The organism is Frigoribacterium sp. AC759 (assembly GCF_979256015.1).
The window spans coordinates 42,025-64,765 of the sequence record NZ_CEEDMT010000011.1 but is presented as its reverse complement, the minus strand read 5'-3'; the positions used below and the strand labels follow the sequence as shown (position 1 = coordinate 64,765).

The window sequence follows — 22,741 nt, the reverse complement described above, 5'->3', positions numbered from 1 at the left end:
CCGTACGAACCTAGGCCATTCCCTCCGGCCGTGTCGGCGGCGGCATCGAGGTGACGCGGAAGGGGCATCGTGCGGCGTGCAGGGGTCCCGTTGCGTCACCTCGATGCCGCGCGGGGGCGCGGGTGCAGGGGCGCAGCGGCGGCAGAGTCGGGGCGGGTCAGCGGCGGCGGGGGACGACGAGGGGCGTGCCGGTGACGGGGTCGGGCACGATCAGGCAGGGCAGGTCGAACACGTCGGCGACGAGCTGCTCGGTGAGCACGTCGGCGGGTGCGCCGGTCGCCACGACGTCGCCGTCTTTCATCACGATCAGGTCGGTCGCGTACCTCGCCGCCTGGTTGAGGTCGTGCAGCACCGCGACCACCGTCGTCCCCTGCAGGTGCAGTCGGGCGAACAGGTCGAGCAGGTCGTACTGGTGCGCGATGTCGAGATAGGTCGTCGGCTCGTCGAGCAGCAGCACGGGGGTCTGCTGCGCGAGCGCCATCGCCACCCAGACGCGCTGCCGCTGGCCGCCCGAGAGCTCGTCGACCGCCACGTCGACCAGCCCGGTCAGGTCGGTCTCGACGAGGGCGGCGTCGACGGCCTCGCGATCGGCCGTCGTCCACTGCCGGAACAGCCCCTGGTGCGGGTAGCGCCCACGCGACACGAGCTCGGCCACGGTGATGCCCTCGGGTGCGGTCGAGGTCTGCGGCAGCAGCCCCACCGTGCGGGCCGCCTCCTTCGGCGGGACGGACGCGAGCTCGCGCCCGTCGAGCAGCACCGACCCCGACCGGGGCTTCAGGAGGCGCGCGAAGGCCCGCAGGAGAGTCGACTTCCCGCACGCGTTCGGCCCGACGATCACCGTGAACGAGCCGTCGCGGATCTCGGCGTCGACGGACTCGCTGACCGTCCGCCGGTCGTAGGCGAGGTGCGCGGACCGGGCGACCAGACGCGGCGACGGAGCGACGGGCGCGGCGCCGGACCCGTCAGCAGCGGCGGCGGTGGTGGTGGGGGTTCTCTCGGTCACACGGACCTCCGACTCTCTCCGACGAGCAGCGTGATCAGGTAGACCCCGCCGATGACGAGTGTGACGAGCCCGACCGGCACCGGGCTCGACGTGATGTGCTGCGCCACCAGGTCGGCGACGAGCAGCAGGACGGCGCCCGTGAGGGCTCCGGCGACGAGGGGCACGCCCGCCGACCGGACGAGACGCCGGGCCAGCTGGGGGGCGGCGAGCGCGACGAATGCGATCGGCCCGGTGCTCGCGGTCACGACGGCCGTGAGCGCCACCCCGACGACGACCAGGGCCAGCCGCGCCCCCTCGGCCCCGAGGCCGTGCGACCGCGCGGCGTCGTCGCCGAGCTCGAGCTGACGCAGCGGGCGGGACAGCATCATCACGAGAGGCGTCAGCACGGCGATGAGCACGAGGGCGGGCACGAGCTGCGCCCAGCCGACGAGCGCGAGCGACCCGGCGCCCCAGAACGACGCGGTGAGGGCGACCTCGTTCTGCGCCCGCAGCAGCAGCCAGCTGTTGACGGAGTGCAGCAGCGCGGTCACGCCGATGCCGACGATGATCAGCCGCAGGCCCTGGACCCCGCCGCGGTAGGCCAGCAGATACACGACCAGCGCCGTCAGCAGCCCTCCGGCGAGGGCGCCTCCGGCCGTGCCGAGCGTCGACGACGCCCCCGTGACGATCACGACGATCGCGCCCGTGTACGCGCCGGTCGAGAAGCCGATCACGTCGGGCGAGCCGAGCGGGTTGCGGGTCAGCGACTGGAAGATCGCGCCCGAGACGCCGAGCGCGGCGCCGAAGACGAGGGCGGCGAGCACGCGCGGCAGTCGCCAGCCGAGCACGATGGTCGACGCGAAGCCGTCGCCGCCGGACAGGGCGCGGACGACCTCGATCGGGCTGAGCGGGTAGTCGCCGATGCCGAGCGCGACGATCGCCACGACGAGGGCGACGACGGCGAGCGCGATGGTCGCGATGCGGCGCCGGCCCCGTGCCGTCGCGACGCGGCGGGGGCGGGGGCGTGGGCGTGGGCTCAGGGCGGTCATGCGCCGCCCACCCGGCGTCGACGGGCGATGGCGATCAGCACCGGGGCACCGACGGCGGCGGTCACGAGCCCGGCGGCGAGCTCCCCGGGAGGCGCGACGACGCGACCGAGGACGTCCGCCAGCAGCAGCAGCGCCGGTCCGAGCAGGGCCGAGAGTCCGGTGATCCACGGCTGACTCGGCCCGACCAGACCTCGGGCGGTGTGCGCGACGATCAGGCCGACGAACGCGATGGGCCCGACGATCGCGGTCGCGCCTCCAGCGAGGAGCGTGACGACGATCAGCGACAGCACCCGGACGGTCGGCACCGAGACCCCCACCGACGCGGCGTGCTCGTCGCCGAGCGAGACGGCGTCGAGCGGCCGGGCGGCGACGAGGGCCACGACGAGGCCGACGACGACGAAGGGGGCGACGGTGAGCACGGGCTCCCAGCCGCGGTCGGCCAGCGAGCCGACCTCCCAGGCGCGGACCGCGTCGAAGCGGCGGGGGTCGGACAGCACGATGGACGACGTGATGCCCGCGAGGACGGAACCGAGCGCGAGACCGGCGAGGGTCAGACGGGCCGGACCACCGCCTCCTCGGCCCGCTCCGCCGATGAGCGAGACCGCGACCGTCGCGAGACCGGCCCCGACCAGCGAGAACCAGACCCAGCCGCTCGCGGCGGAGACGCCGAAGAAGCCGACCGCGAGGGCGACGGCGAAGGCGCTGCCCGAGGTGACGCCGAGGATGCCCGGGTCGGCGAGGGGGTTGCGGGTCACCGCCTGGACGACGGCACCGGCCACCCCGAGACCCGCCCCCGCGACGATGGCGGCGACCGTTCGGGGCAGACGGAGGTCGAGCACCGCGGCGGCGTCGGCGGAGTCGCGCGACGCGGCGCCGACGATGATGCGGACCACCTCGTCGAAGGCCACGGGTCGAGCCCCGACGGCCAGCCCGAGGACGGCGGCGAGCACGAGGAGGAGGACGGCGATCACCAGGGCGAGCAGGCGGGTGCGGCGTCGGCGGACGCCGCCGGCCGGCCGCTGAGCGCGGTCGACCCCGTGGACCTCGGACGTCGCCATGCGGATTAGCTTAGGCTACCCTCACCTGAGACCCCGTCGAGGGTCCGCCCCCCCCTCTCGTCGCCCACCCCTCCCCCACGCAAGGAATCCATGCGCAAGTCACTCACGCTCGCCTCCGTCATCGCCGTCGCCGCCCTCTCGCTCGCAGGGTGCTCGGCCGACTCCGACAACGATTCGGATGGAGGGTCGACCGGCGGCGGCGCCGGATTCCCTGTCACGGTCGAGACCGCCTTCGGCGACGTGACCGTCGACGAGAAGCCGCAACGCGTCGTCGCGCTCGGCTGGGGCGACGCCGAGACGGCCCTGGCGCTCGGCGTCCAGCCCGTCGGCGCCTCCGACTGGCTCGCCTTCGGCGAGGAGAACGACGGCGTCGGCCCCTGGGCGCAGGGTCTCTACGACACCCCGCCCGAGATCATCGGCACGCTCGAGCCCTCGTACGAGGCCATCGCGGCGCTCGAACCCGATCTCATCCTCGACACGAAGAGCTCCGGCGACCAGGCGCGCTACGACCGCCTCTCGGGCATCGCGCCGACCATCGGCGTCCCCGAGGGCGGCGAGAACTACCTGACCGACTTCGAGGACCAGATGGACCTCGTCTCCACCGCGCTCGGCGAGGAGGCCGAGGGCGATCGTCTCGTCGCCGAGAGCGAGGCGGCCGTCGAGGCCGTCGCCGACGCCCACCCCGAGTGGGACGACCTGACCGTGACCGCCGCCACGAAGACCAGCGAGGGCTGGGGCGCCTACATCGAGGGCTCCGAGCGCGTCGACCTGCTCGAGGAGTTCGGCTTCGACCAGAACCCCGAGATCGCGGCTCTGACCCCGAACGCCGGCGGCTTCTCGGTCGACATCTCGTCCGAGCAGCTCGACGTGATCGACGCCGACGTGATCATCGCGTTCCCGATCTTCATCGAGACGACCGAGATCACCGACGACCCGCAGTGGCAGCAGCTGCCCGCGGTGAAGGCCGGTCACGACATCGTGATCGACGGCGACGTCTCGTCGGCCTACTCGCTCGGCACCTCGCTCTCCCGTCAGTACGCCCTCGATCAGCTCGTCCCGCTGCTCGAGGACGCCACGGCGAACTGATCGGAGGGGACCGCGTGAGCGAGACGACTCCGGAGACCGGCACCGCGCCTCCTCGGCGCCCGGCCCGGCGGCAGCACGTGCTCGTCGTCGACCGGACCGCACGCGTGTCGCCGCATCTGATGCGCGTGCACCTGGGCGGACCGGCGTTCGACGGGTTCGTCGAGGCGGGCGAGGCCGCGCTGACCTCGACCGACCGCTACGTCAAGCTGCTGCTGGCCCGCCCCGGTCTCGGCCTGCAGCCGCCGTTCGACCTCGAGGCGCTGCGGGCCGAGCTCGCACCCGCCGACCTGCCGGTCCGTCGCACCTACACCGTGCGGTCGATCGACCGGGCGACGCGCACCATCGCGATCGACTTCGTCGTGCACGGCGACGAGGGTGTGGCCGGGCCGTGGGCTCTCGCGGCCCGGCCGGGCGATCGACTGCAGATGTCGACGCCCGCCGGTCTCTGGGCACCGGTCGACGACCCCGCGGTGCTGCACCTGCTGCTCGCCGACGACTCGGCGCTGCCTGCAGTGGCGTCGGCCCTCGAGTCGATGCCCGCCGACTCGCGCGGGCTGGCCCTCGTCGAGGTCGACACGACCGACGACGAGCTCGACCTCGTCCGACCGGCGGGAGTCGAGCTGCGCTGGCTGCACCGCCGCGGCACCGCCACCCCGGGGGCGCCGCTCGTCGCCGCCCTCGCGGCGCTCGACGCCCCCGAGGGCCCCGTCGCCGTCTTCGCCCACGGCGAGCGCGGAGCCATGAAGGAGGCGCGGGCCATCGTGCAGGACGCCTGGGGTCTCGATCGCGCGGCCCTCTCGGTGTCGGCGTACTGGGCGCTCGGTCGGGCGGAGGATCGGTTCCAGGAGGAGAAGCGCGAGCCGATCGGGGCGATCTTCACGGAGTGACCCGGGCGGTCGACGACGGCTGTGGTGCACAGGGAGCCGCGAAGAGGCGCAAGATGTCTTCCGTGCAGAATGTGCAGAACGACCTGATGTCGCCCGAGAACAACGTCCAGCGGATCATGTGGACGGGGACCTACTGGTTCATGGCCGCCGTCGGGAGCGTCGCGGTGAGCCTCGGTCTCCTCCTCTCGTCGGGCTGGCGCCCCACCGTGCTGCCGACCGGACTCGCCGTCCTGTTCTGGGCCGCCTTCGGCCTGGTGGCCTTGAGCATCGGCCTGATCGGCTGGTCGGGCTGCCCCATCCTCGAGGTCGACGTGCCCACCGCCAGTCGCAACAAGTCGCTGACCATGCAGGGCGGCACGATGTTCTTCATCGTCGGGATGACCGCCGCGGCGGCCGCCGTGCTGCTCGGCCCCGCCGCCTGACGGGGCGTCGCCGGCACCGTCTCCGTCGACCGACTAGGCATCACGGTCGGCTGACAATGTGCTGACGGGGCCCTGTGCGGGCTTCGCCGGGAGGCGGACCGGACCGTACGGTCGGAGGCGATGACACGACGACTCGACTCCCCCAGCCAGGCCGCCGCATCGATCGGCGCGATCGCATGAGCGACGACGGACACCGCGCCTCCTGGGCGTCCCGGACGGGCGGCGCCCTCGGGGCGATCGCCGGCATGACCGGGCTCTCGGTCGTGGTCGGCGTGCTCGTCACCGTGCTCGTGACACCGGTGATCGCCGTGGCCGGCAGCGGTGCCAGCTTCGGGGTCAGGGCGTTCAACACGATCCCCGAGGCGCTCGAGATCGGCGAGCAGGCCCAGACCAGCGAGCTCTACGCCACCCGCGGCGGCGAACCGGTCAAGATGGCCGAGTTCTTCTCGCAGGACCGCCAGGAGGTCGGCTGGGACGCCGTCGCCCAGAGCGCGAAGGACGCGGCCATCGCCACGGAGGACCCTCGGTTCTACGAGCACGCGGGCGTCGACTCGTTCGCGGCCGTCCGCGCGGTGTTCCAGAACGTGGCGAGCGGCGGCGTCGAGAGCGGCGCGTCGACCATCACGATGCAGTACGTCCGCAACGTGCTCGTGCAGCAGGCCGAGGAGATGCTCGAATCGGGCGACCCCGAGATCGTCGAGGCCGGCGAGGCCGCCTACGAGGAGGCCACCGTCACGACCCTGCCGCGCAAGCTGCGGGAGATCAAGATGGCGATCGGCGTCGAGGAGCGCTTCGAGAAGGACGAGATCCTGCTCGCGTACCTCAACATCGCCAACTTCGGCGGGCGCGTCTACGGCATCGAGTCGGCGGCGCAGTACTACTTCGGGGTGTCCGCCGCCGAGCTGACCCCGGCGCAGTCGGCCAGTCTCGTGGCCACGGTCAACTCGCCCGCCGAGCTCCGCATCGACGACGAGTCGAACATCGCCCTCAACACACAACGCCGCGACCTGCTGCTCGCGAACATGAACGAGCAGGGCATGCTCTCCGACGCCGACTACACGGCGGCCGTCGAGACACCCGTCGCGCCCGTCATCACCGCGGCCACCAGCGGCTGCGCGAACACGCAGCCCGCCTCGGCCGCGTACTTCTGCGACTACGTGCGATCCGAGGTGCTGAACGACCCGGCCTTCGGCGAGACCGCCGACGAGCGCGCCGCGCTGCTGAACCGCGGCGGACTGCGCATCATGACGACGCTCGACCTCGACGTCCAGGACGCCGCCGCGGGCACCCTGCAGGCCCAGGTGCCCGGCAGTGTCGGGTTCGCCGACCTCGGCGGATCGCTCGTGTCGACCGAGGCCCGCACCGGGCGCATCGTCGCGATGGCCCAGAACACCGCCTACGGCAGCAGCCAGGACGCCGCCGGCACCACGCAGGTGAACTACGCCGCCGACTCGAGCCACGGCGGCTCGACCGGGTTCCAGGTCGGGTCGACGTACAAGGCCTTCACGCTGGTCGACTGGCTGCGCAACGGCAACTCGCTCTACGACGTCGTCAACGCCTCGAAGAACAACTGGAACACCTCGGAGTTCTCGTCGTGCCAGGGCGGCTTCGGCGCGCAGCCGTACCCCGTGACCAACGACACCGGAGGCGCACGCAGCGACATGACGCCGCTCCGCGCGACGACGCAGTCCGTCAACACGGCGTTCATCGCGATGGCCGCCGAGCTCGACCTCTGCGACATCGCCGACGCCGCCTCCGACCTCGGGGTCACGAACGCCGACGGCCGCGAGCTCAGCATCTTCCCCTCCGACGTGCTCGGCTCGGGCGCCAACACGATCGCCCCGCTGCAGATGGCGTCGGCGTTCGGCTCGATCGCGAACGGCGGCACCGCCTGCTCGCCGATCGCCATCGACAGCGTCACCCGCCCCGACGGCTCGACAGTCGCACCGCCGTCGGCCGACTGCCGCGAGGCGGTCGACCCCGCGGTCGCCGCCACCACGGCCTTCGCCCTGCGCTCCGTCGTCGCCCCCGGCGGCACGGGCTCGGCCTCGAACCCCGGCGACGGCGTGCCGCTGATGGGCAAGACCGGCACCACCGACAATGCGAAAGACACCTGGATGGTCGGCTCGACGACCGAGGTGGCCACCGCGATCTGGGTCGGAAACGTCCAGGGCGAGGTGAGCATGCGCCGCAACACCCTGCCGGGCGGCGGAGCGGACACCGCGCGGCACCGCGTGTTCCAGCCGTACATGCAGGCCGTCAACGACCTGTACGGCGGCCAGCCGTTCGCGGCGCCCAGCGCGGCTCTGACCGAGCGACCCGCACCCCCGCCCGCGCCGACGCCGGCGCCGTCCGCGAGCCCGTCGGCACCCGCGCCGGCACCCGCACCCGCACCCGCACCCGCCCCGGGATCGCCCGGTGCGGGCGAACAGCCCGAGCCGGGTGACGGCGAGGGCGGCGAAGACTCCCCCGCGGGCGGATGACGCCCGGTCGCGACGGGGCCGCGGGGGCCGGATCCGACGGCACCGGGGCCGACGGCGACGTTGACGGCTACCGTGACGGCACGGCCGCGGCTCGGCCCACCGTCGGGCCCGTCGCCGCACCCGGGCTGCACATCATGACCTTCAACCTGCGGCGGCGTCTGCCGGCGGTGCGGGCCGGCAGCCCCGACCGCTGGAGCCGGCGGGCACCACTGGTGTCGCGCCTCCTCGAGGCGGAACGCCCCGCCGTGCTGGCCGTGCAAGAGGTCATGCCCGATCAGTCCGTCGAACTCGCCGCGATGCTCGGACCGCGCTACGCGTCGATCGGCAGCGGCCGAGAGCGCGACCGTGGGGGCGAACGCGTCGAGCTGCATGTCGACACCGAGCGCCTCCGCGTGCGTCGTCGCGCACCTGGTGGCTGTCCGACCGACCCGAGACGCCGGGGTCGCGGGGGCCGGGGGCGGTGTTCGCTCGCGTCGTCGTCCAAGCGGATCTGTCGGACCTCGCGACCGGGGCGCGGTTCACCGTCGTGGCCGTGCACATCGACCCGTTCTCGGCCCGGGCGAAGCTCGACGCCGCCCGGCGGATCCGCGCCGTCGTGGCACGACTCGACGGGCCGGTCGTCGTGCTCGGCGACTTCAACGCCGACGACGACTCCCCATCGCACGCGGAGCTGACCCGCGGCGGGCTCCTCGTCGACGCCCGCGCCGTCGCCGACCGACTCGTCGACCCGGGGTGGGGCAGCTGGTCGCACTACGGGCCGCCGCGCCCCGGCGGCCGTCGGCTCGACTGGGTGCTCGTCAGCCCCGACGCCCAGGTCTCGGCGGCGGGGGTCGGGGCGCCCCGGTTCGCGGGTGCCGCGGCGTCGGACCACGACCCCGTGCACGCCGTGCTGCGCTGGCCTGCTGCGCACTGAACCTCGGCATGCTGGTCTGCCGCGCCGAACCCCTGAGTGCAGGCCCGCCGGGCGCCGAACCTCGGCGTGAGCATCGCACCCCCGCACGACGAGGTGCGATGCTCACGCGGGGGTTCTCGCAGCGGTCGGGGCGGCGGTGTCCCCCGGAGGCGCGGAGACGGGGGACGGAATGGTGACGATCCGGTGTCGGAGGCGCCGTCCGCTCGAACGGGGGGCCGTGCGGCACCCGGCGGGTCACCTAGGTTCGGACCGACGCGCCCACCCGAGGCGCCGTACCGTTCCAGGGGGAACACGCATGCCCAGATCACACCGCCTCCGCTCACGAGCCGGCGCCGCCGCCGCGCTCGTCGCCGCGATGGTCCTCGCCCCGACCGCCGCACTCGCCGCCGAGGCACCCGCGACGCCTGCCGCACCCGCCGCGCAGGCCCCCGTCGACGTGGTCGAGGTCGCACCGACCGACACCGCGACCATCGCGCCGGCACCGGCCGCGCCGGCCGAGACCGGCACCGGCACCGGCACGTCGGTCGTCGTCGGGGACAGCCCGGCCGCGACGCCCGCTCCCGCTGTGACGCCCGCACCGGCCGCGACGCCCGCTCTGAGCGAGACGCCCGTCCCGGCATCGAGCGCCCCCGCGCCGTCGTCGGTCGTCGTCGTGCCCGAGCGGTCGGACCCGAGTATCGACGTCTTCTTCCCCGTCGTGAGCCCCGGCGACTCCGTGACCGTCGATGCGGACGGATTCACTCCGGGCGCAGGCATCGTCATCGACGTCGACGGCCCCGCCGTGACCGAGAGCACGAGGTTCATCGTCCACACAGTCGACGACCCCTTCGTGGTCGATTCGGACGGCTACGCGAATTTCACGATGGACATCCCCGCCGACCTCGCTCTCGGCACCTTGACGATGACCGTCGCGGATGCCGAAGGCGTCTCGGCCTCAGCGGACATCGAGGTGCGAGCGGCCGTGCCCGCTCCCCTCGTCACGCCACCGACCGACGCCACCGCGGGCGTCGTCACGATCACGGGAAGCACGGGCGTCGCCGGCGCTGTGGCGGTCATCACCGTCGTGGACGCGGACGACGCCGAGGAATGGGACTTCACCCCCGGGCAGGACTCGTGGACCATCCAGCAGGACACCGTGGTCATGTCGGCACGCGCGGCCGCCGACCCGTGGGGGGACGTCCCCTTCGACACGGAGCCCGTCGAGTGGGACGCCGATTTCGGCGTGTCCTCCGCCGTCACCCGAGTCGAGGCCGACGGCTCGTTCTCGGCCCGTTTCGTCCTCCCGGCCGGCGACTACCTCGTGAGCGCGTCTCTCGCCGTCGACCCCGAGATCCCGTTCTTCTCCGCAGACAGCGAATTCGTGTCGTTCGCGGTCGCCGAGGCCGTCGCCACCCCGACGCCCGGCGCCACGACGCCCCCCGTCGTCGTGCCCGCCGGCAACACGACCGTCGTCGCCGGCGGCGTGGACGAGCGACGTGCGCGCGGAGCCCTCGCCTACACGGGTGCCGATCAGGGCGTCTGGATCGCCGGCGCCGCCGCGCTGCTGGCGCTCGGCACGGCACTGGTGGCCGCACCGCGCCTCCGGCGTCGCTTCGGTCGCTGAACCTCCGGGTGAGCATCGCGCCCCTGCACCACGAGGTGCGTTGCTCACACCCGGGTTCTCGCCCCCGGATGCGGGCACGATCGGGCCGAGGCGAGTGCAATGGACTGATGATCGAGACGTTCCTGCAGCGCCCGGCCCGCCCGACGGAGTGGGTCGCCGACGCGGTGCGGGCGCTGGCGGCCCTCAGCGTGGTGATTGTCGGCATCGGCTGGGGCTTCGTCGAGATCGCCGTCATGATGCTCGCCCTCGCCGCCGTGCTGGCCCCGAGGTTCCTCGGGGTGCGACCGGGGTTCGACGTCTTCGCCGGCGCGACCGTGCTCGTCGCCGCCTGGAGCAGCGTCTTCGAGCTGTACACGCGCATCGCGGGCTGGGACACCCTCGTGCACTTCGCCCTCAACGGCGTGCTCGCGGCTCTCGCCGTCATCGTGGTGCAGCACACCGGGTTCGTGCCGTCCCGAGGCCACCGACTCGGACTCGCCGCCGCCACGGTCGCGATCGGTCTCGCCGCGGGCGTCCTGTGGGAGATCGGCGAATGGTGGGGTCACCACGTCGTCGACGACGCGATCTTCGTGACCTACGACGACACCATCGGCGACCTCGCCGCGGGCGGAGCCGGAGCTCTCGTCGCGGGCATCGCCCTCCCGGTGCTGACCGCCGGGCGCCGCCGACACGATGCAGGCGGGCCCACGGGCGGCACCCGCACCGACACGGGAACCGTCGACACAAGGCCGGCCGACACGGGGCCCGCCGACGACATGCTCACCCCGCCGACCGACCGACGAGGCGCACCGCTCACCTGGTGACGCGCCGTCGCCCGCCCCGTCGGAACAGCCGAGGAGGCGCGGGTCGGCTCCGCGCCGGAGCCTCGCGTGCTCCTGCGGCGTCGTCAGCGGCGCCTGCGGAGGCGTCGACAGCGTAGTCAGCGGCGTCGTCGGCGGAGCCTCCTGAGACCTCGACGGGCAGATGCCCGCCACCCGACAGCACATCGACCGCGGCGACCTCGTGGGTCAGCCCGAGTCGACGGAACACGCCCGCGGGGTCGGCCCGCAGCCAGCGCCACCAGGGTCGACCGTCGACGCCGTGCACCGTGAACGAGTGCAGCGCGCGGTAGGTGCGCAACCAGGGGCCGTTGCGGAGACTCAGCGGACGGGCCGAGATGCCGGCGACGAGATCATGCCGGTAGGCGATCCGGCCCTGCCCGGCGAGCTGCAGATCGCCGAGGTGGACGGCGAGATCCATGTCGTCGTGCAGCATCCGGTCGTGCCGGTGCACCACGTCGCGCACCCGCGACCACGCCGAGCGGCGCATCATCATCGTCGAGCCGAACAACGGCCAGTGCGCCAGCCCGGCCCCGACGATCAGGTGATAGGCGCCGACGTAGAACGTCGAGAGGACGGTGCCCGCCAGGACGGGCGCGTCGTAGAACCGGGCGTTCGTGCTGACAGCCAGCACGTCGGCGTCCTGCTCGAAGGTGCGGACGAGCTCGGCGACCCAGTGTCGCGGCAGCACGCTGTCGGCGTCGACGCGACCGATCAGGTCGGCGGTCGTGGAGTCGTAGCCGGTGCTCGCCGCCGCCGCGATGCCGACCTCGGACTCGGTGACCACACGGGCGCCGTACCGTCGCGCGACCTCGACCGTGTCGTCGGTGCTGCCGTTGTCGACCACGACGACCTCGTCGGGGAGACGGGTCTGCCGCGCGAGCGACCTGAGGCAGGCGTCGAGCAGATCGCCGTCGTCGCGAACAGGGACGACCACGCAGACGAGCACCGCACCAGTCAACCCCGTCGGGGGCGTTCTCGGGCGTCCGCCGCGCCTCCTCGACCGGGTTCGGCCCACCCGGGGTCGTCGTGCGCCCGGCCGTGGGCCTCCGCCCGGGGTCGAAGAGTCACGACTCGCCGCCGGGTCGGGAGGGTGCGCGGCGTGTCGTGACTCATCGAGCGGGCGAGCAGGGGGCGGGCGTGCGGGCGCACGGGAAAACCCCACCTCGCGAAGCCGTGAGGCTGGCGGGGTGGGGTTCCACCGGGAACACGGGCCCCGGCCGGGGGCCGGAGCCCGAGTCGTCGTACTGAGAAGCGATGCCGCCGGAGCGGCGCCGACTACTCGGTCGCGACGGTGATCTTCGCGACGCCGACGAGCATCTCGTCCTGGACGGCGTCGGTGCTGAAGGTCTCGTTCAGCAGCGCGGCGGCGTCGGGGCTGATGTGCACGGTCGTGCCCTCGAGGACGGCGTTGGTGCCCTCCATCTGCAGGGGCTTCAGGGTGCCGCCCCAGAGGTTGAACAGGTAGGCGTCTTCGACGACGACCTCGCCGTTGGCGGACACGGTGCCGTAGAGCTTCGACTCGCCCGGGTCGATGCGGAAGTCGGTGAGCTCGACGGTGGTGTCACCGGCGGTCAGCGACAGGCCCGAGCCGTCGTGGTCGAGCTCGCCCTGGACGTAGGGACGCACGTCGGAGGAGGGGTCGTAGTAGTCGACGTTGCCGCCGGTGATCGGGAACGCGAACGTGCCCGTGGCGCCGTCGAAGGTGCCGGTGCCGACCGGGGCCGGGGTCAGACCCAGCGAGGTGAGCGCGTCGACGAAGGACTGGTCGACGGTGACCTGGGTGTCGACGCCGTTGCTGAGATCGGGGAGCGAGGCGACCGGGGTGGCCTCGGCGCTGGGCTCGGCCGATGCCGAAGCCGAGGTCGTCGACTCGGTGGAGCCGCTGTTGGAGTCCATCGAGCACGCGGCGAGCGAGAACACGAGGGCGCCGGAGGCGACGAGGCCGAGTCCGACCTTGGTGATCTTCTTACGGGAGAAAGCATTCATGATCAGGTCCTTTTCTGTGATTCCCGGTGGGGATGAAAAGGATTCGCCACCCTCCCCCGAAAGGATTGGAACGATCTTCTTTCGTTATCGCCCCGTTACCTGCGCGGGCGACCGGTGATCCGTCGCGCGCCTCCTCAGGGGGGTACGACGAAGGGGCCGGGCACATGGCCCGGCCCCTTCGGCTGGATCAGCCCTGGAACGTCTGGACGGCGATCATCGCTCCGACGACCATCGAGGCGATGTTCGCCGCGATGCCCACGAAGCCGAGGATGATGCCGACGAGCGCCATCGTGCGGGCGTTCTCGCGCTTGCGCGACAGGAAGCCGAGGATGACGGCCGCGATCGCCATGAGGATCCACAGGATCGGGAAGAACGGGCTGAGCACGACGCTCACGATGCCGAAGACGAGCGACAGGACGGCCATCGTCTTCTTCTGCGTGGCGGGCGTGGCGTCGGGTGCCGGGTTGGCGTAGGTCATGGGTTCCCCTTGGTGTGAAAGATGACAGGCCGTCGTGATCGAACGGCCCGGTACGGATCGAAGATACCGGCAACCGGGGCGGCAGGCACGGACTCGACTCGAAAGGCGCCCACGGCGCGCCCACGGTGCGCGGCCGGGGCGACGCGGTGTGATGTGGTCATGACCGACTCGACCCGCGCCTCCTCGTCCACCACCGCCCCCGACGAGACGCCGGTCGTCGTCGGGATCGGCCCCGTCTCGGCCGCCGACGTCGTGCGCGTGGCGCGCCACGGCGTCCGCATCGGGATCGCCGAGGAGGCGCGGGTCGCCGTGGCCGCCAGCCGCACCGTCATCGACGCGCTCGCCACCGACGACCGCCCGCACTACGGCATCTCGACGGGCTTCGGCGCCCTCGCCACGACCTACATCGACGCCGACCGTCGCACGCAGCTGCAGAAGAGCCTCGTGCGCTCGCACGCCGCCGGATCGGGGCCCGAGGTCGAGCGCGAGGTCGTGCGGGCCCTGATGATGCTGCGCATCTCGACCCTGCTGACCGGGCGGACGGGCATCTCCCCCACCACCGTCGAGCGCTACGTCGATCTGCTGAACGCCGGCATCACGCCGATCGTCGCCGAGTACGGCTCGCTCGGCTGCTCGGGCGACCTGGCCCCTCTCGCCCACTGCGCGCTGGCCCTGATGGGCGAGGGCGACGTGCGCGACGCGTCGGGCACGGCCACGCCCGCCGCCGAGGCCCTGGCGGCCGCCGGCATCGAACCGGTCGTGCTCGCCGAGAAGGAGGGTCTGGCGCTGATCAACGGCACCGACGGCATGCTCGGCATGCTGACCCTCGCCCTCGCCGACCTCGACCTGCTGCTCGCCACGGCCGACGTCTCGGCCGCGCTGTCGATCGAGGCGCTGCTCGGCACCGACGCCGTGTTCGCGGCCGATCTGCACGCGCTCCGCCCGCAGGCCGGGCAGCAGTCGTCGGCCTCGAACCTCCGCCGACTGCTCGCCGGGTCGCCCATCGTCGCGAGTCACGCCCACCCGGGTCACACCGTCGTGCAGGACGCCTACTCGCTGCGCTGCGCCCCGCAGGTGCACGGCGGCGCGCGCGACACCGTCGACCACGCCCGCCTGGTCGCCGACCGCGAGCTCGCCTCGGCGGTCGACAACCCCGTCGTCACCGTCGACGGGCGCGTGCAGTCGAACGGGAACTTCCACGGGGCGCCGGTCGCCTACGTGCTCGACTTCCTGGCGATCGTCGTCGCGGACGTCGCGAGCATGTCCGAGCGGCGCACCGACCGCCTCCTCGATCCGCATCGCAACCACGGGCTGCCGGCGTTCCTGGCGCACGACGCCGGGGTCGACAGCGGGCTGATGATCGCGCAGTACACGTCGGCGGGCATCGTCTCGACGCTGAAGCGGCTGGCCGTGCCGGCGTCGGTGGACTCGATCCCGTCGTCGGCCATGCAGGAGGACCACGTGTCGATGGGCTGGTCGGCCGCCCGCAAGCTGCGGACCGCCGTCGACGGACTCGCCCGCGTCGTGGGCATCGAGGTGCTGGCCGCGGCTCGCGCCCTCGAGCTGCGCGCCCCGCTCGAGATGGGGGCTCCGGCGCGCGCGGTCGTCGAGGCCCTGCGGCCCGAGGTGGGCGGACCGGGGCCGGATCGCTGGCTCGCGCCGGAGATCGACGCCGCGCACGCCGCCGTCGCGTCGGGCCGGGTGCGGGCTGCGGCCGAGTCGGCCGTGGGGGCGCTGGACTGACCCGCCGCGGATGACGGGAACCCGCCGAACCCGATGGGGACACGCGGGAGGCGCGGTGCGGGAACCCGCCGAACCCGATGGGGACACGCGGGAGGCGCGGGGCCGGAACCCGCCGGACCCACGCGGGGATACGCAGGAGGCGCGGTGCGGGATATCCCCGCACCGCGCCTCCTCGGTTCCGCTACGCCCGGTGCGCGGGCGGGCCGTCCGACCCCTGCACGTGCGGAGCACCGTCGGGTGCGGCACCCTCGATCACGTGCGACGCGTGCTCACCGTCGGCGTTCGCTGCGGCGTCGGTCGAGCTGCCGGGGTGCGACCGCTCGAGCGAGGCTCCCTCGACGTCGACGTCGGGCAGGATCCGGTCGAGCCACTTCGGGATCCACCACGCGGCGTCGCCCAGCAGGTGCATCACCGCGGGGATCAGCAGCAGGCGGACGACGAAGGCGTCGACCAGCACGCCGAGCGCGAGCCCCAGACCGATCGACTGGATCATCACCGAGTTCGAGAACACGAAGCCGGCGAACACCGCGGTCATGATCAGCGCGGCCGCGGTGACGACGGTGCGCCCCGCGTGGACCCCGCGCTGCACGGCGAGACGCGCCCCCGCGCCATGCGCGTACGACTCGCGCATGCCGCTGACGAGGAACAGCTGGTAGTCCATCGCGAGCCCGAACAGCACGCCGACCATCAGGATCGGCAGGAAGCTCAGGATGGGCCCCGGGTCGTGCACGCCGAAGACGGGCGCCAGCCAGCCCCACTGGAACACCGCGGTCACCCCGCCGAACGCCGCGAACAGCGACAGCACGAACCCGATGGTCGCCGTGATCGGCACGAGGATCGACCGGAACACGAAGATCAGGATGATCAGCGAGAGCCCCACGACGACGAGCAGGTAGAGCGGCAGCGCGGCCGACAGCTTCTCGCTGACGTCGATGTTGCCGGAGGCGTTGCCGGCGACTCCGAACTCGGACACCCCGTCGAGCTCGAGACCGCGCAGATCGCGGACGAGCTGCTCGGTCGACTCGTCGGTGGGACCACCGTCGGGCACGACCTGGAAGGCCAGCAGCGTGTCGTCGTCGGAGGCGCCGATGGGCGCGACGGCGACCACGTCGGCCTGGTCTTTGAGCAGTGACCCGACGCGGACCTGCTCGGCGACGAGATCGTCGTCGGACACGGCCTCGTCGAGATCGGCGACGACGAGCAGCGGACCGTTGACCCCGGCGCCGAACTTGTCGGCGACGAGCGTGTACGCCTTGTACGCGCTCGAGTCGACGGGCTCGGACGAGCCGGCCGGCAGACCGAGACGCATCGAGAGCGCGGGGATCGCCACGATCAGCAGCACGATGACGCCGCCGATCAGGGTGAGAACGGCACGGCTGGTCTTCATGGGCTTGCTCGGCACGCGGACCGGGCCGGTGTGACCGACTCGGGCGCGGACCTTCTTCGGCAGGATGCGCATCCCGACGATCGAGAGGAGCGCCGGCGTGAGCGTGATCGCGATGAGGATGGCGGCCAGCACGCAGACTGCGCCGACCGTCCCCATCAGGCCGAGGAACGGGATGCCCGTGAGGTTCAGCGCGAGCAGGGCGATGAGCACCGTCGAGCCGGCGAAGACGACCGCGTTGCCCGACGTGCCGTTGGCCAGCCCGATCGACTCGGGCAGCGGGGTGCCGTCGCGGAGCTGCGTGCGGTGCCGGTTCAGGATGAAGAGCGAGTAGTCGATGCCGACCGCGAGACCCAGCATCACCCCCAGCACGGGCGTGACCGACAGCATCTCGACGGTGCCCGAGAGGGCGAGCGAGGCGAGCACGCCGACGCCCACGCCGATCAGCGCGTTGATGAGCGGCAGACCGGCGCCGATGAGGGTGCCGAGCATGACGAGCAGCACGATGGCGGCGATGACGACACCCGCCACCTCGCCCGGTCCGAGGATCTCGGGGATGGAGGCGGCGATGTCGTTCGACACCTCGGCGCGGACGCCGTCGATGTCGGCCTCGTTCATCTCGGCGACCACGGCCTCCTTCGACTCGGCCGGGACGAGGTTCAGCGCCTCGTCGAACTGGATGGTCGCGACGGCGGTCGTCTCGTCGGTCGAGACCTGACGGATGTCCTCGGCGAGGGCGAGCAGGGCCGCGCCGTCCTCCAGGGTCGAGCTCTGCGTCTCGAGCTCGGTGCGGCTGGAGTCGAGGGTCGCCTGCTGCTCGTCGATCTGCTGCTGGCCGGCGTCGATCTGAGCCTGTTGCGCGTCGAGCTGCTGCTGCGCGGCGGCGAGCTGACCCGCGGCCTCGGCCTGGGCGCGCGCGGCGTCGAGCTGCTGCTGACCGGCGGTGAGCTGGTCTTGCGCCGCGTCGATCTGCGACTGGCCCGCCTCGAGCTGCGCGGTGCCGTCGGTGATCTGCTGACGACCGTCGGCGACCTGCTGCTGCTGATCGTCGAGCTGCTGCTGCGTGTCGAAGGGGTTCGTGCTGCCCTTGACGTCGTCGAGCTCTTCGGTGGACGTCAGCAGATCGCCGACGGCGGTCTTCTGGGCGTCGGTGAAGGGGGCGTCGTCGGTCGTGGTGAACACCACGGTGCCGGTGCCGCCGCTGGCCTGCGGGAACTTGTCGGCCAGCTCGTCGCTGACCTCCTGGGTGGCGGTGCCGGGGATGCTGACGGCGCTCGTGAGCGTGCCGCCGAACAACGCGAACGCGCCGCCGGCGAGGCCGAGCACGACGAGCCAGGCGACGACGACCGTCCAGGCCCGGCGGGCGGCGAACCGTCCGAGTCGATAGAGCAGAGATGCCATGGTGCTGGGTTCCTCCAGAAGGTGAAGCGGGGTGTGCTGCGGTGGGGGTGGTGGAGCCTCGCGTCGCGTCGTCGGGAAGGAGGTGCGGGTCGGCCGTCGCGGGCGGCGGCCGGGGGGCGGTCGGGGGCGGTCAGTCGGCGGGTGCGTACCCGCGTCGGACGGTCGAGACGAGTCGGTCGAGGAGGGCGTCCCACTCGGCGCGCGAGGCGGGGTCGAGGGAGGCGCCGGTCGCGGTGATCCAGCGGTGCGAGACGACGGCGATGCCGTTCATCATCGAGCTGACAAGGATCTCCGCCTCGAGTCCGTCGACGTCGCTGCCACGGACGGCGAGCTCGGCGGAGAGCTCTTCGGTCGTGCGGGTGAAGACGTCCTGGATGAGGTGGTGCGATCGCGGATCGGTGCCGTCGTCGCCGAGCACCGTCCAGAGGTAGGCGATCACGGCGGGCAGGTCGATGCCGCGCATGGCGGCGGTGATCTCGGAGAACATCGACGCCGGCGAGCCGTCTCCGACGGGCGTCGCCGCGGTCGCGGCCCGGAACTCGTCGACGGCGCCGGTGAGCACGCGAGTGCAGGCCGTCATGACGACCTCGTCGAGCGAGGCGAAGTGGTTAAAGACGGTGCGGCGCGAGACGTCGGCCCGCTCGGCGAGCTCGTCGACGCTGAACCTCGGGGCGCCCCGTTCGGCGATCAGGGCGTCGGCGGCGTCGACGATCGCGAGGCGGTGCCTGGCCTTGAGGGCGGCACGGCGATCGGGCGCGAGGGTCTTGACGGTCACGTGCCTACACTAAGTGCACCGACGCACTCGGTGCACGGTGCGGGGCTGGGGATCGACTGGGACTTCGGAGGCACGCCGAGGCGAGTAAGCTCGCGGCTGGCCGCACGAGGGCCGCGAATTCAAGGGTCGATGGGGATCCGCACACCATCGACACCCGCAGGAGCTCAGCATGAGCGAAGATCACCGTAAGCACGTCGTCATCGTCGGCGGAGGGTTCGCCGGCATCGCCGCCGTCAGGGCGCTGCGCAATGCCGACGTCCGCGTGACCCTCGTCGATCGCCACGTCTACAACATGTTCCAGCCGCTCATGTACCAGGTCGCGACCGGCGGCCTCAACGCCGGCGACGTCACCTACTTCCTGCGGAGCCTCCGCTCGCGGCAGTCGAACGCCGACTTCCGTCACGGCCTGCTCACCACCATCCGCCCGGACGAGCGCATCATCACGCTGCGCGACGGCGAGGAGATCGCCTACGACGCCCTCGTGCTCGCGAACGGCGTGAACACCAGCTACTTCGGAACGAAGGGCGCGTACGAGTACGCCTACTCGATGTACTCGCGCTCGCAGGCGCTGCGGATCCGCGACGAGCTCTTCACCCAGCTCGAGAACGCGGCCGCGTCGCAGGGCAGCGGGGAGGTGCGGGTCGTCATCGTCGGCGGCGGTGCGACCGGCGTCGAGATGGCCGGCTCGCTGGCCGAGCTGCGCGACCAGGCGCTGAAAGACGCCTACCCCGAGATCGACGCCTCGAGCATCACGATCACGCTCGTGCACCGCAGCGGCGAGCTGCTGAAGCCCTTCGCCCCGCGCCTCCGCCGCTACGCCGCCAAGGTGCTGCGCAAGCGCGGCGTCGATCTGCGCCTCGACACGGGTGTCGAAGAGGTGCGCCCCGACGGGGTCGTCGCCGCCGACGGCGAGTTCATCCCGGCCGAGCTCGTCATCTGGGCGACCGGCGTCGCCGCGCACGCCGAGGTCGCCGGCTGGGGTGTGCCGCAGACCCACGGCGGGCGCATCCAGGTGAACGACGACCTCACGGTCAAGGGCCTGAACTGCATCTTCGCCGCAGGCGACATCGCCGCCACCGACGACGCCCTCGCGCAGCTGGCCCAGCCGGCCATCCAGGGCGGCGAGCACATCGGCGAGCAGATCCAGCGGATGTTCGCGGGCAAGCCGCTGACCAGGTTCAAGTACCACGACAAGGGCACCATGGCCACGGTCGGCACCAACGCCGCCGTCGTCCAGCTGCCGAACGGCTTCACCCTGACCGGCCCGATCGCCTGGCTGCTCTGGGTCTTCGTGCACATCACGAGCCTGCTCGGCAACGGCAACCGCCTGTCGACCCTCACCCACTTCACCGTCCGGTACCTCTGGGCGATGCGCAAGCGGGCCATCCCGATCGTCGGCGACGTGCGCCCGGTGCGCCCGAACGGCGACCGTGCGCCCGAGAAGTGGCAGACGGAGAAGACCGAGTAGCGCCTCCTCGGCCACCCCGCCACAAATTCAACAGCCCGCCACCGGATTCGGTGGCGGGCTGTCGAGTGTGTGGCGGCGTGCGGCCTAGGCGACGACGGGGCTGCGCTGACCGACGACCGAGCCGGCCTCGGCCGCCTCGACCGACGCGTCGGCACCGGCCGGCGTCGAGCGACGGACGAACTTCTTCAGCAGCACGAGCACGACCGCGCTCACCACGGTGCCGGCGAGGATCGCGACGACCCACATGCCGAGACCCGTGATCGCGAAGAACACGAAGAAGCCTCCGTGCGGGGCCTGCGACGTGACTCCGGCGGCCATCGAGATGGCTCCCGTCACCGCGCCTCCCACCATGCTGGCGGGGATCACGCGCAGCGGGTCGGCTGCAGCGAACGGGATGGCGCCTTCGGAGATGAACGACGCGCCCAGCAGCCAGGCCGCGGTGCCGTTCGAGCGCTCGACCTGGGTGAAGCCCTTGCGGTACAGCACCGTCGACGCGAGCGCCATGGCGAGCGGGGGCACCATGCCGGCGCCCATGACGGCGGCCATGATCATCAGCGGTGCGGGGTTGTCGGTCAGCGAGCCGGCCGAGAGACCGGCGACCGCGAACGAGTACGCGACCTTGTTGACGGGTCCGCCGAGGTCGACGCACATCATCAGACCGAGGATGACGCCGAGGATGATCGCCCCGCCGCCGTTGAGGCCGTTGAGGAAGTCGGTCAAGGCGACGGTCAGCGCGGCGATGGGGCCGCCCAGCACGAGGACGAGCAGACCGGACGCGAAGATCGAGCCCAGCAGCGGGATGATCACGACGGGCATCAGACCGCGCAGCCACCGCGGCACGCTCAGACGGCCGATCCAGTAGGCGGCGAAGCCGGCGAGCAGACCGCCGACGAGACCGCCGATGAAGCCGGCGCCCATGAAGACGGCGACGGCACCGGCGACGAAGCCGGGCGCGATGCCGGGTCGATCGGCGATGGCGTAGGCGATGTAACCGGCCAGGGCGGCGACCAGGAAGCCCATCGACAGATTGCCGATCTGGAACGCGGCGGCACCGAGGAAGTACTGCAGACCCTCGGGCGGCAGGTTGGTCAGCGAGTAGTCGGTCAGCACGGTCGCGGCGTTGCCGGCGATCTCGTAGCCCGACAGCAGGAACCCGAGCGCGAGCAGCAGACCGCCGCCGGCGACGAACGGGATCATGTACGACACGCCGGTCAGCAGCCAGCGCTTGAGCGACGAGCCGAAACCCTGCTTCTCGGCGGTCGAGCCCGCGGCGGCACCGGCGGCACCGGCCGTGCCGCCCACGCGGGCGGCGTTCGGGTCCGTGGCGGCGGCCAGGGCCTCTTTCACCATGGCGTCGGGAGCGTCGACGCCGCGCTTGACCGGTCCGCGGACGACGGGCTTGCCGGCGAAGCGGCCCTGGTCGCGCACGTCGACATCGACTGCGAAGATCACCGCGTCGGCCTCGGCGATGACGGCCGGGTCGAGCGGAGTGACCTTGCCCGAACCCTGCGGCTCGATCTGCAGGTCGGCGCCGAGGCGCTTCGCCGCGGCGACGAGGGCGTCAGCGGCCATGAAGGTGTGCGCGATGCCGGTCGGGCAGGCGGTGACGCCGACCAGCTTCGGGCGGCGGGCGCCGTCGGTCGAGCCGGCGGCACCGGCGGCCGAGGAGGCGCTGGTCGCGTCGGTCGCGGTCGTCGCGGTGGCGCCGCGCGTCTCGGCGACCTCGCCGCTGACCTCGTCGTCGACGAGCTTCACGATGTCGGCAGGGGTCTTCGCGGCGCGGAGAGCAGCGGTGAAGTCGTCGCGGATGAGCGCACGGGCGAGCGTCGAGAGCACCGTCATGTGGTCGCTGTCGGCGCCCTCGGGCACGGCGATCATGAAGACGATGTCGGCGTCGCCGTCGGGTGCGCCGAAGGGCACGGTGCGGGCGAGGCGCGAGAACGCCAGCGTGGGCTCGGTGACCGAGGCCGACCGGGCGTGCGGGATGGCGATGCCGCCGGGCACGCCGGTGCCGACGGAGGCCTCGCGCTTGATGGCGTCGTCGGCGAGCGAGTCGGCCGAGCCGGCGCGTCCGGTCGCCGCGACACGGGCGGCCAGGGCGCGGATCACGTCGGTCGACGTGCCGCCCAGGTCTTCGTCGAGACCGACGAGGTCGGTGCTGATGAGGGATGACATGGTGTTCTGCTCCTTGGGTGTGGGCGA

At 72.5% G+C, this 22,741-nt stretch carries 18 protein-coding genes; 9 read left to right on the top strand and 9 right to left on the bottom strand.

Translation table 11 applies throughout. The features are described from left to right. Nucleotides 1-157 precede the first annotated feature (157 nt). Genes ACZ6JE_RS09825 through ACZ6JE_RS09815 form a run of 3 tightly spaced genes read right to left on the bottom strand, consistent with a single transcriptional unit; the run spans nucleotide 158 to nucleotide 3,089 of the window. On the bottom strand, nucleotides 158-1,003 hold the full coding sequence (locus tag ACZ6JE_RS09825; RefSeq protein ID WP_374231384.1) for an ABC transporter ATP-binding protein: 846 nt from the start codon (nucleotides 1,001-1,003) through the stop codon (nucleotides 158-160). Continuing rightward, complete coding sequence (locus tag ACZ6JE_RS09820; RefSeq protein ID WP_464318836.1) at nucleotides 1,000-2,031, bottom strand: FecCD family ABC transporter permease; 1,032 nt, start codon at nucleotides 2,029-2,031, stop codon at nucleotides 1,000-1,002. Before ACZ6JE_RS09820 ends, ACZ6JE_RS09825 begins: the two co-directional genes overlap by 4 nt. Next, nucleotides 2,028-3,089, bottom strand: coding sequence for a FecCD family ABC transporter permease (locus ACZ6JE_RS09815; RefSeq protein ID WP_243214120.1), 1,062 nt, complete (start codon nucleotides 3,087-3,089; stop codon nucleotides 2,028-2,030). The genes ACZ6JE_RS09820 and ACZ6JE_RS09815 overlap by 4 nt, the downstream gene beginning before the upstream one ends. 90 nt (nucleotides 3,090-3,179) lie before the next feature. Between ACZ6JE_RS09815 and ACZ6JE_RS09810 the strand changes: the two genes are divergently transcribed. The 7 genes from ACZ6JE_RS09810 (at nucleotide 3,180) to ACZ6JE_RS09780 (ending at nucleotide 11,286) form a co-directional block, all read left to right on the top strand. Continuing rightward, nucleotides 3,180-4,175 carry an ABC transporter substrate-binding protein gene (locus ACZ6JE_RS09810; protein WP_464318835.1) on the top strand — a complete coding sequence of 332 codons (996 nt, stop codon included), beginning with the start codon at nucleotides 3,180-3,182 and terminating at the stop codon, nucleotides 4,173-4,175. Between the two features lie 14 nt (nucleotides 4,176-4,189). Continuing rightward, nucleotides 4,190-5,062, top strand: a complete 873-nt coding sequence (locus ACZ6JE_RS09805; protein ID WP_464318834.1) for a siderophore-interacting protein — start codon at nucleotides 4,190-4,192, stop codon at nucleotides 5,060-5,062. Nucleotides 5,063-5,115: 53 nt separating this feature from the next. After that, nucleotides 5,116-5,484 carry a hypothetical protein gene (locus ACZ6JE_RS09800; protein ID WP_192061798.1) on the top strand — a complete coding sequence of 123 codons (369 nt, stop codon included), beginning with the start codon at nucleotides 5,116-5,118 and terminating at the stop codon, nucleotides 5,482-5,484. Nucleotides 5,485-5,660: 176 nt separating this feature from the next. Next, nucleotides 5,661-7,967, top strand: coding sequence for a transglycosylase domain-containing protein (locus ACZ6JE_RS09795; protein WP_464318833.1), 2,307 nt, complete (start codon nucleotides 5,661-5,663; stop codon nucleotides 7,965-7,967). 460 nt (nucleotides 7,968-8,427) lie between these two features. Continuing rightward, nucleotides 8,428-8,880, top strand: coding sequence for an endonuclease/exonuclease/phosphatase family protein (locus ACZ6JE_RS09790; protein WP_464318832.1), 453 nt, complete (start codon nucleotides 8,428-8,430; stop codon nucleotides 8,878-8,880). 295 nt (nucleotides 8,881-9,175) lie between these two features. Then, nucleotides 9,176-10,483, top strand: coding sequence for a hypothetical protein (locus tag ACZ6JE_RS09785; protein WP_464318831.1), 1,308 nt, complete (start codon nucleotides 9,176-9,178; stop codon nucleotides 10,481-10,483). Between the two features lie 107 nt (nucleotides 10,484-10,590). Beyond that, nucleotides 10,591-11,286, top strand: a complete 696-nt coding sequence (locus ACZ6JE_RS09780) for a DUF2238 domain-containing protein (RefSeq protein WP_464318830.1) — start codon at nucleotides 10,591-10,593, stop codon at nucleotides 11,284-11,286. On the opposite strand, the gene ACZ6JE_RS09775 is transcribed toward ACZ6JE_RS09780, so the two are convergent. The 3 genes from ACZ6JE_RS09775 to ACZ6JE_RS09765 all read right to left on the bottom strand — a co-directional run bounded on the left by ACZ6JE_RS09775 (nucleotide 11,276) and on the right by ACZ6JE_RS09765 (nucleotide 13,768). After that, on the bottom strand, nucleotides 11,276-12,250 hold the full coding sequence (locus ACZ6JE_RS09775) for a glycosyltransferase family A protein (protein ID WP_464318829.1): 975 nt from the start codon (nucleotides 12,248-12,250) through the stop codon (nucleotides 11,276-11,278). The two genes, ACZ6JE_RS09780 and ACZ6JE_RS09775, sit on opposite strands and share 11 nt — an antisense overlap. A 329-nt stretch (nucleotides 12,251-12,579) precedes the next feature. Then, nucleotides 12,580-13,290, bottom strand: coding sequence for a hypothetical protein (locus ACZ6JE_RS09770; protein WP_243214311.1), 711 nt, complete (start codon nucleotides 13,288-13,290; stop codon nucleotides 12,580-12,582). Nucleotides 13,291-13,477: 187 nt separating this feature from the next. Next, on the bottom strand, nucleotides 13,478-13,768 hold the full coding sequence (locus ACZ6JE_RS09765; RefSeq protein ID WP_192060625.1) for a DUF4190 domain-containing protein: 291 nt from the start codon (nucleotides 13,766-13,768) through the stop codon (nucleotides 13,478-13,480). A 159-nt stretch (nucleotides 13,769-13,927) separates the two neighbouring features. Here ACZ6JE_RS09765 and hutH point away from each other — a divergent pair, with 159 nt between their 5' ends. Further along, nucleotides 13,928-15,511, top strand: a complete 1,584-nt coding sequence (hutH, locus tag ACZ6JE_RS09760) for a histidine ammonia-lyase (protein WP_464318828.1) — start codon at nucleotides 13,928-13,930, stop codon at nucleotides 15,509-15,511. Between the two features lie 181 nt (nucleotides 15,512-15,692). Here hutH and ACZ6JE_RS09755 read toward each other — a convergent pair whose 3' ends face one another. Both ACZ6JE_RS09755 and ACZ6JE_RS09750 read right to left on the bottom strand, forming a co-directional pair. Then, nucleotides 15,693-18,296, bottom strand: coding sequence for an MMPL family transporter (locus ACZ6JE_RS09755; RefSeq protein ID WP_464318827.1), 2,604 nt, complete (start codon nucleotides 18,294-18,296; stop codon nucleotides 15,693-15,695). Nucleotides 18,297-18,426: 130 nt separating this feature from the next. Continuing rightward, nucleotides 18,427-19,071 (bottom strand): TetR/AcrR family transcriptional regulator, encoded by a 645-nt coding sequence (locus ACZ6JE_RS09750; protein ID WP_320477866.1) that lies wholly within the window; start codon nucleotides 19,069-19,071, stop codon nucleotides 18,427-18,429. Between the two features lie 169 nt (nucleotides 19,072-19,240). Here ACZ6JE_RS09750 and ACZ6JE_RS09745 point away from each other — a divergent pair, with 169 nt between their 5' ends. After that, the gene (locus ACZ6JE_RS09745) at nucleotides 19,241-20,539 is read left to right on the top strand and encodes an NAD(P)/FAD-dependent oxidoreductase (protein ID WP_464318826.1); all 1,299 of its coding nucleotides are present in this window, start codon (nucleotides 19,241-19,243) and stop codon (nucleotides 20,537-20,539) included. An 84-nt stretch (nucleotides 20,540-20,623) separates the two neighbouring features. On the opposite strand, the gene ACZ6JE_RS09740 is transcribed toward ACZ6JE_RS09745, so the two are convergent. Beyond that, nucleotides 20,624-22,714, bottom strand: coding sequence for a PTS fructose transporter subunit IIABC (locus tag ACZ6JE_RS09740; RefSeq protein ID WP_464318825.1), 2,091 nt, complete (start codon nucleotides 22,712-22,714; stop codon nucleotides 20,624-20,626). Nucleotides 22,715-22,741: the final 27 nt, after the last annotated feature.

What these genes read in the sequence shown, in the direction of transcription:
- ACZ6JE_RS09800 (WP_192061798.1), top strand. Translation starts at nt 5,116, where the DNA reads ATGTCTTCCGTGCAGAATGTGCAGAACGACCTGATGTCGCCCGAGAAC.
- ACZ6JE_RS09755 (WP_464318827.1), bottom strand. Translation starts at nt 18,296, where the DNA reads ATGGCATCTCTGCTCTATCGACTCGGACGGTTCGCCGCCCGCCGGGCC.
- ACZ6JE_RS09785 (WP_464318831.1), top strand. Translation starts at nt 9,176, where the DNA reads ATGCCCAGATCACACCGCCTCCGCTCACGAGCCGGCGCCGCCGCCGCG.
- ACZ6JE_RS09770 (WP_243214311.1), bottom strand. Translation starts at nt 13,290, where the DNA reads ATGAATGCTTTCTCCCGTAAGAAGATCACCAAGGTCGGACTCGGCCTC.
- ACZ6JE_RS09765 (WP_192060625.1), bottom strand. Translation starts at nt 13,768, where the DNA reads ATGACCTACGCCAACCCGGCACCCGACGCCACGCCCGCCACGCAGAAG.
- ACZ6JE_RS09815 (WP_243214120.1), bottom strand. Translation starts at nt 3,089, where the DNA reads ATGGCGACGTCCGAGGTCCACGGGGTCGACCGCGCTCAGCGGCCGGCC.
- ACZ6JE_RS09740 (WP_464318825.1), bottom strand. Translation starts at nt 22,714, where the DNA reads ATGTCATCCCTCATCAGCACCGACCTCGTCGGTCTCGACGAAGACCTG.
- hutH (WP_464318828.1), top strand. Translation starts at nt 13,928, where the DNA reads ATGACCGACTCGACCCGCGCCTCCTCGTCCACCACCGCCCCCGACGAG.
- ACZ6JE_RS09745 (WP_464318826.1), top strand. Translation starts at nt 19,241, where the DNA reads ATGAGCGAAGATCACCGTAAGCACGTCGTCATCGTCGGCGGAGGGTTC.
- ACZ6JE_RS09810 (WP_464318835.1), top strand. Translation starts at nt 3,180, where the DNA reads ATGCGCAAGTCACTCACGCTCGCCTCCGTCATCGCCGTCGCCGCCCTC.
- ACZ6JE_RS09820 (WP_464318836.1), bottom strand. Translation starts at nt 2,031, where the DNA reads ATGACCGCCCTGAGCCCACGCCCACGCCCCCGCCCCCGCCGCGTCGCG.
- ACZ6JE_RS09780 (WP_464318830.1), top strand. Translation starts at nt 10,591, where the DNA reads ATGATCGAGACGTTCCTGCAGCGCCCGGCCCGCCCGACGGAGTGGGTC.
- ACZ6JE_RS09795 (WP_464318833.1), top strand. Translation starts at nt 5,661, where the DNA reads ATGAGCGACGACGGACACCGCGCCTCCTGGGCGTCCCGGACGGGCGGC.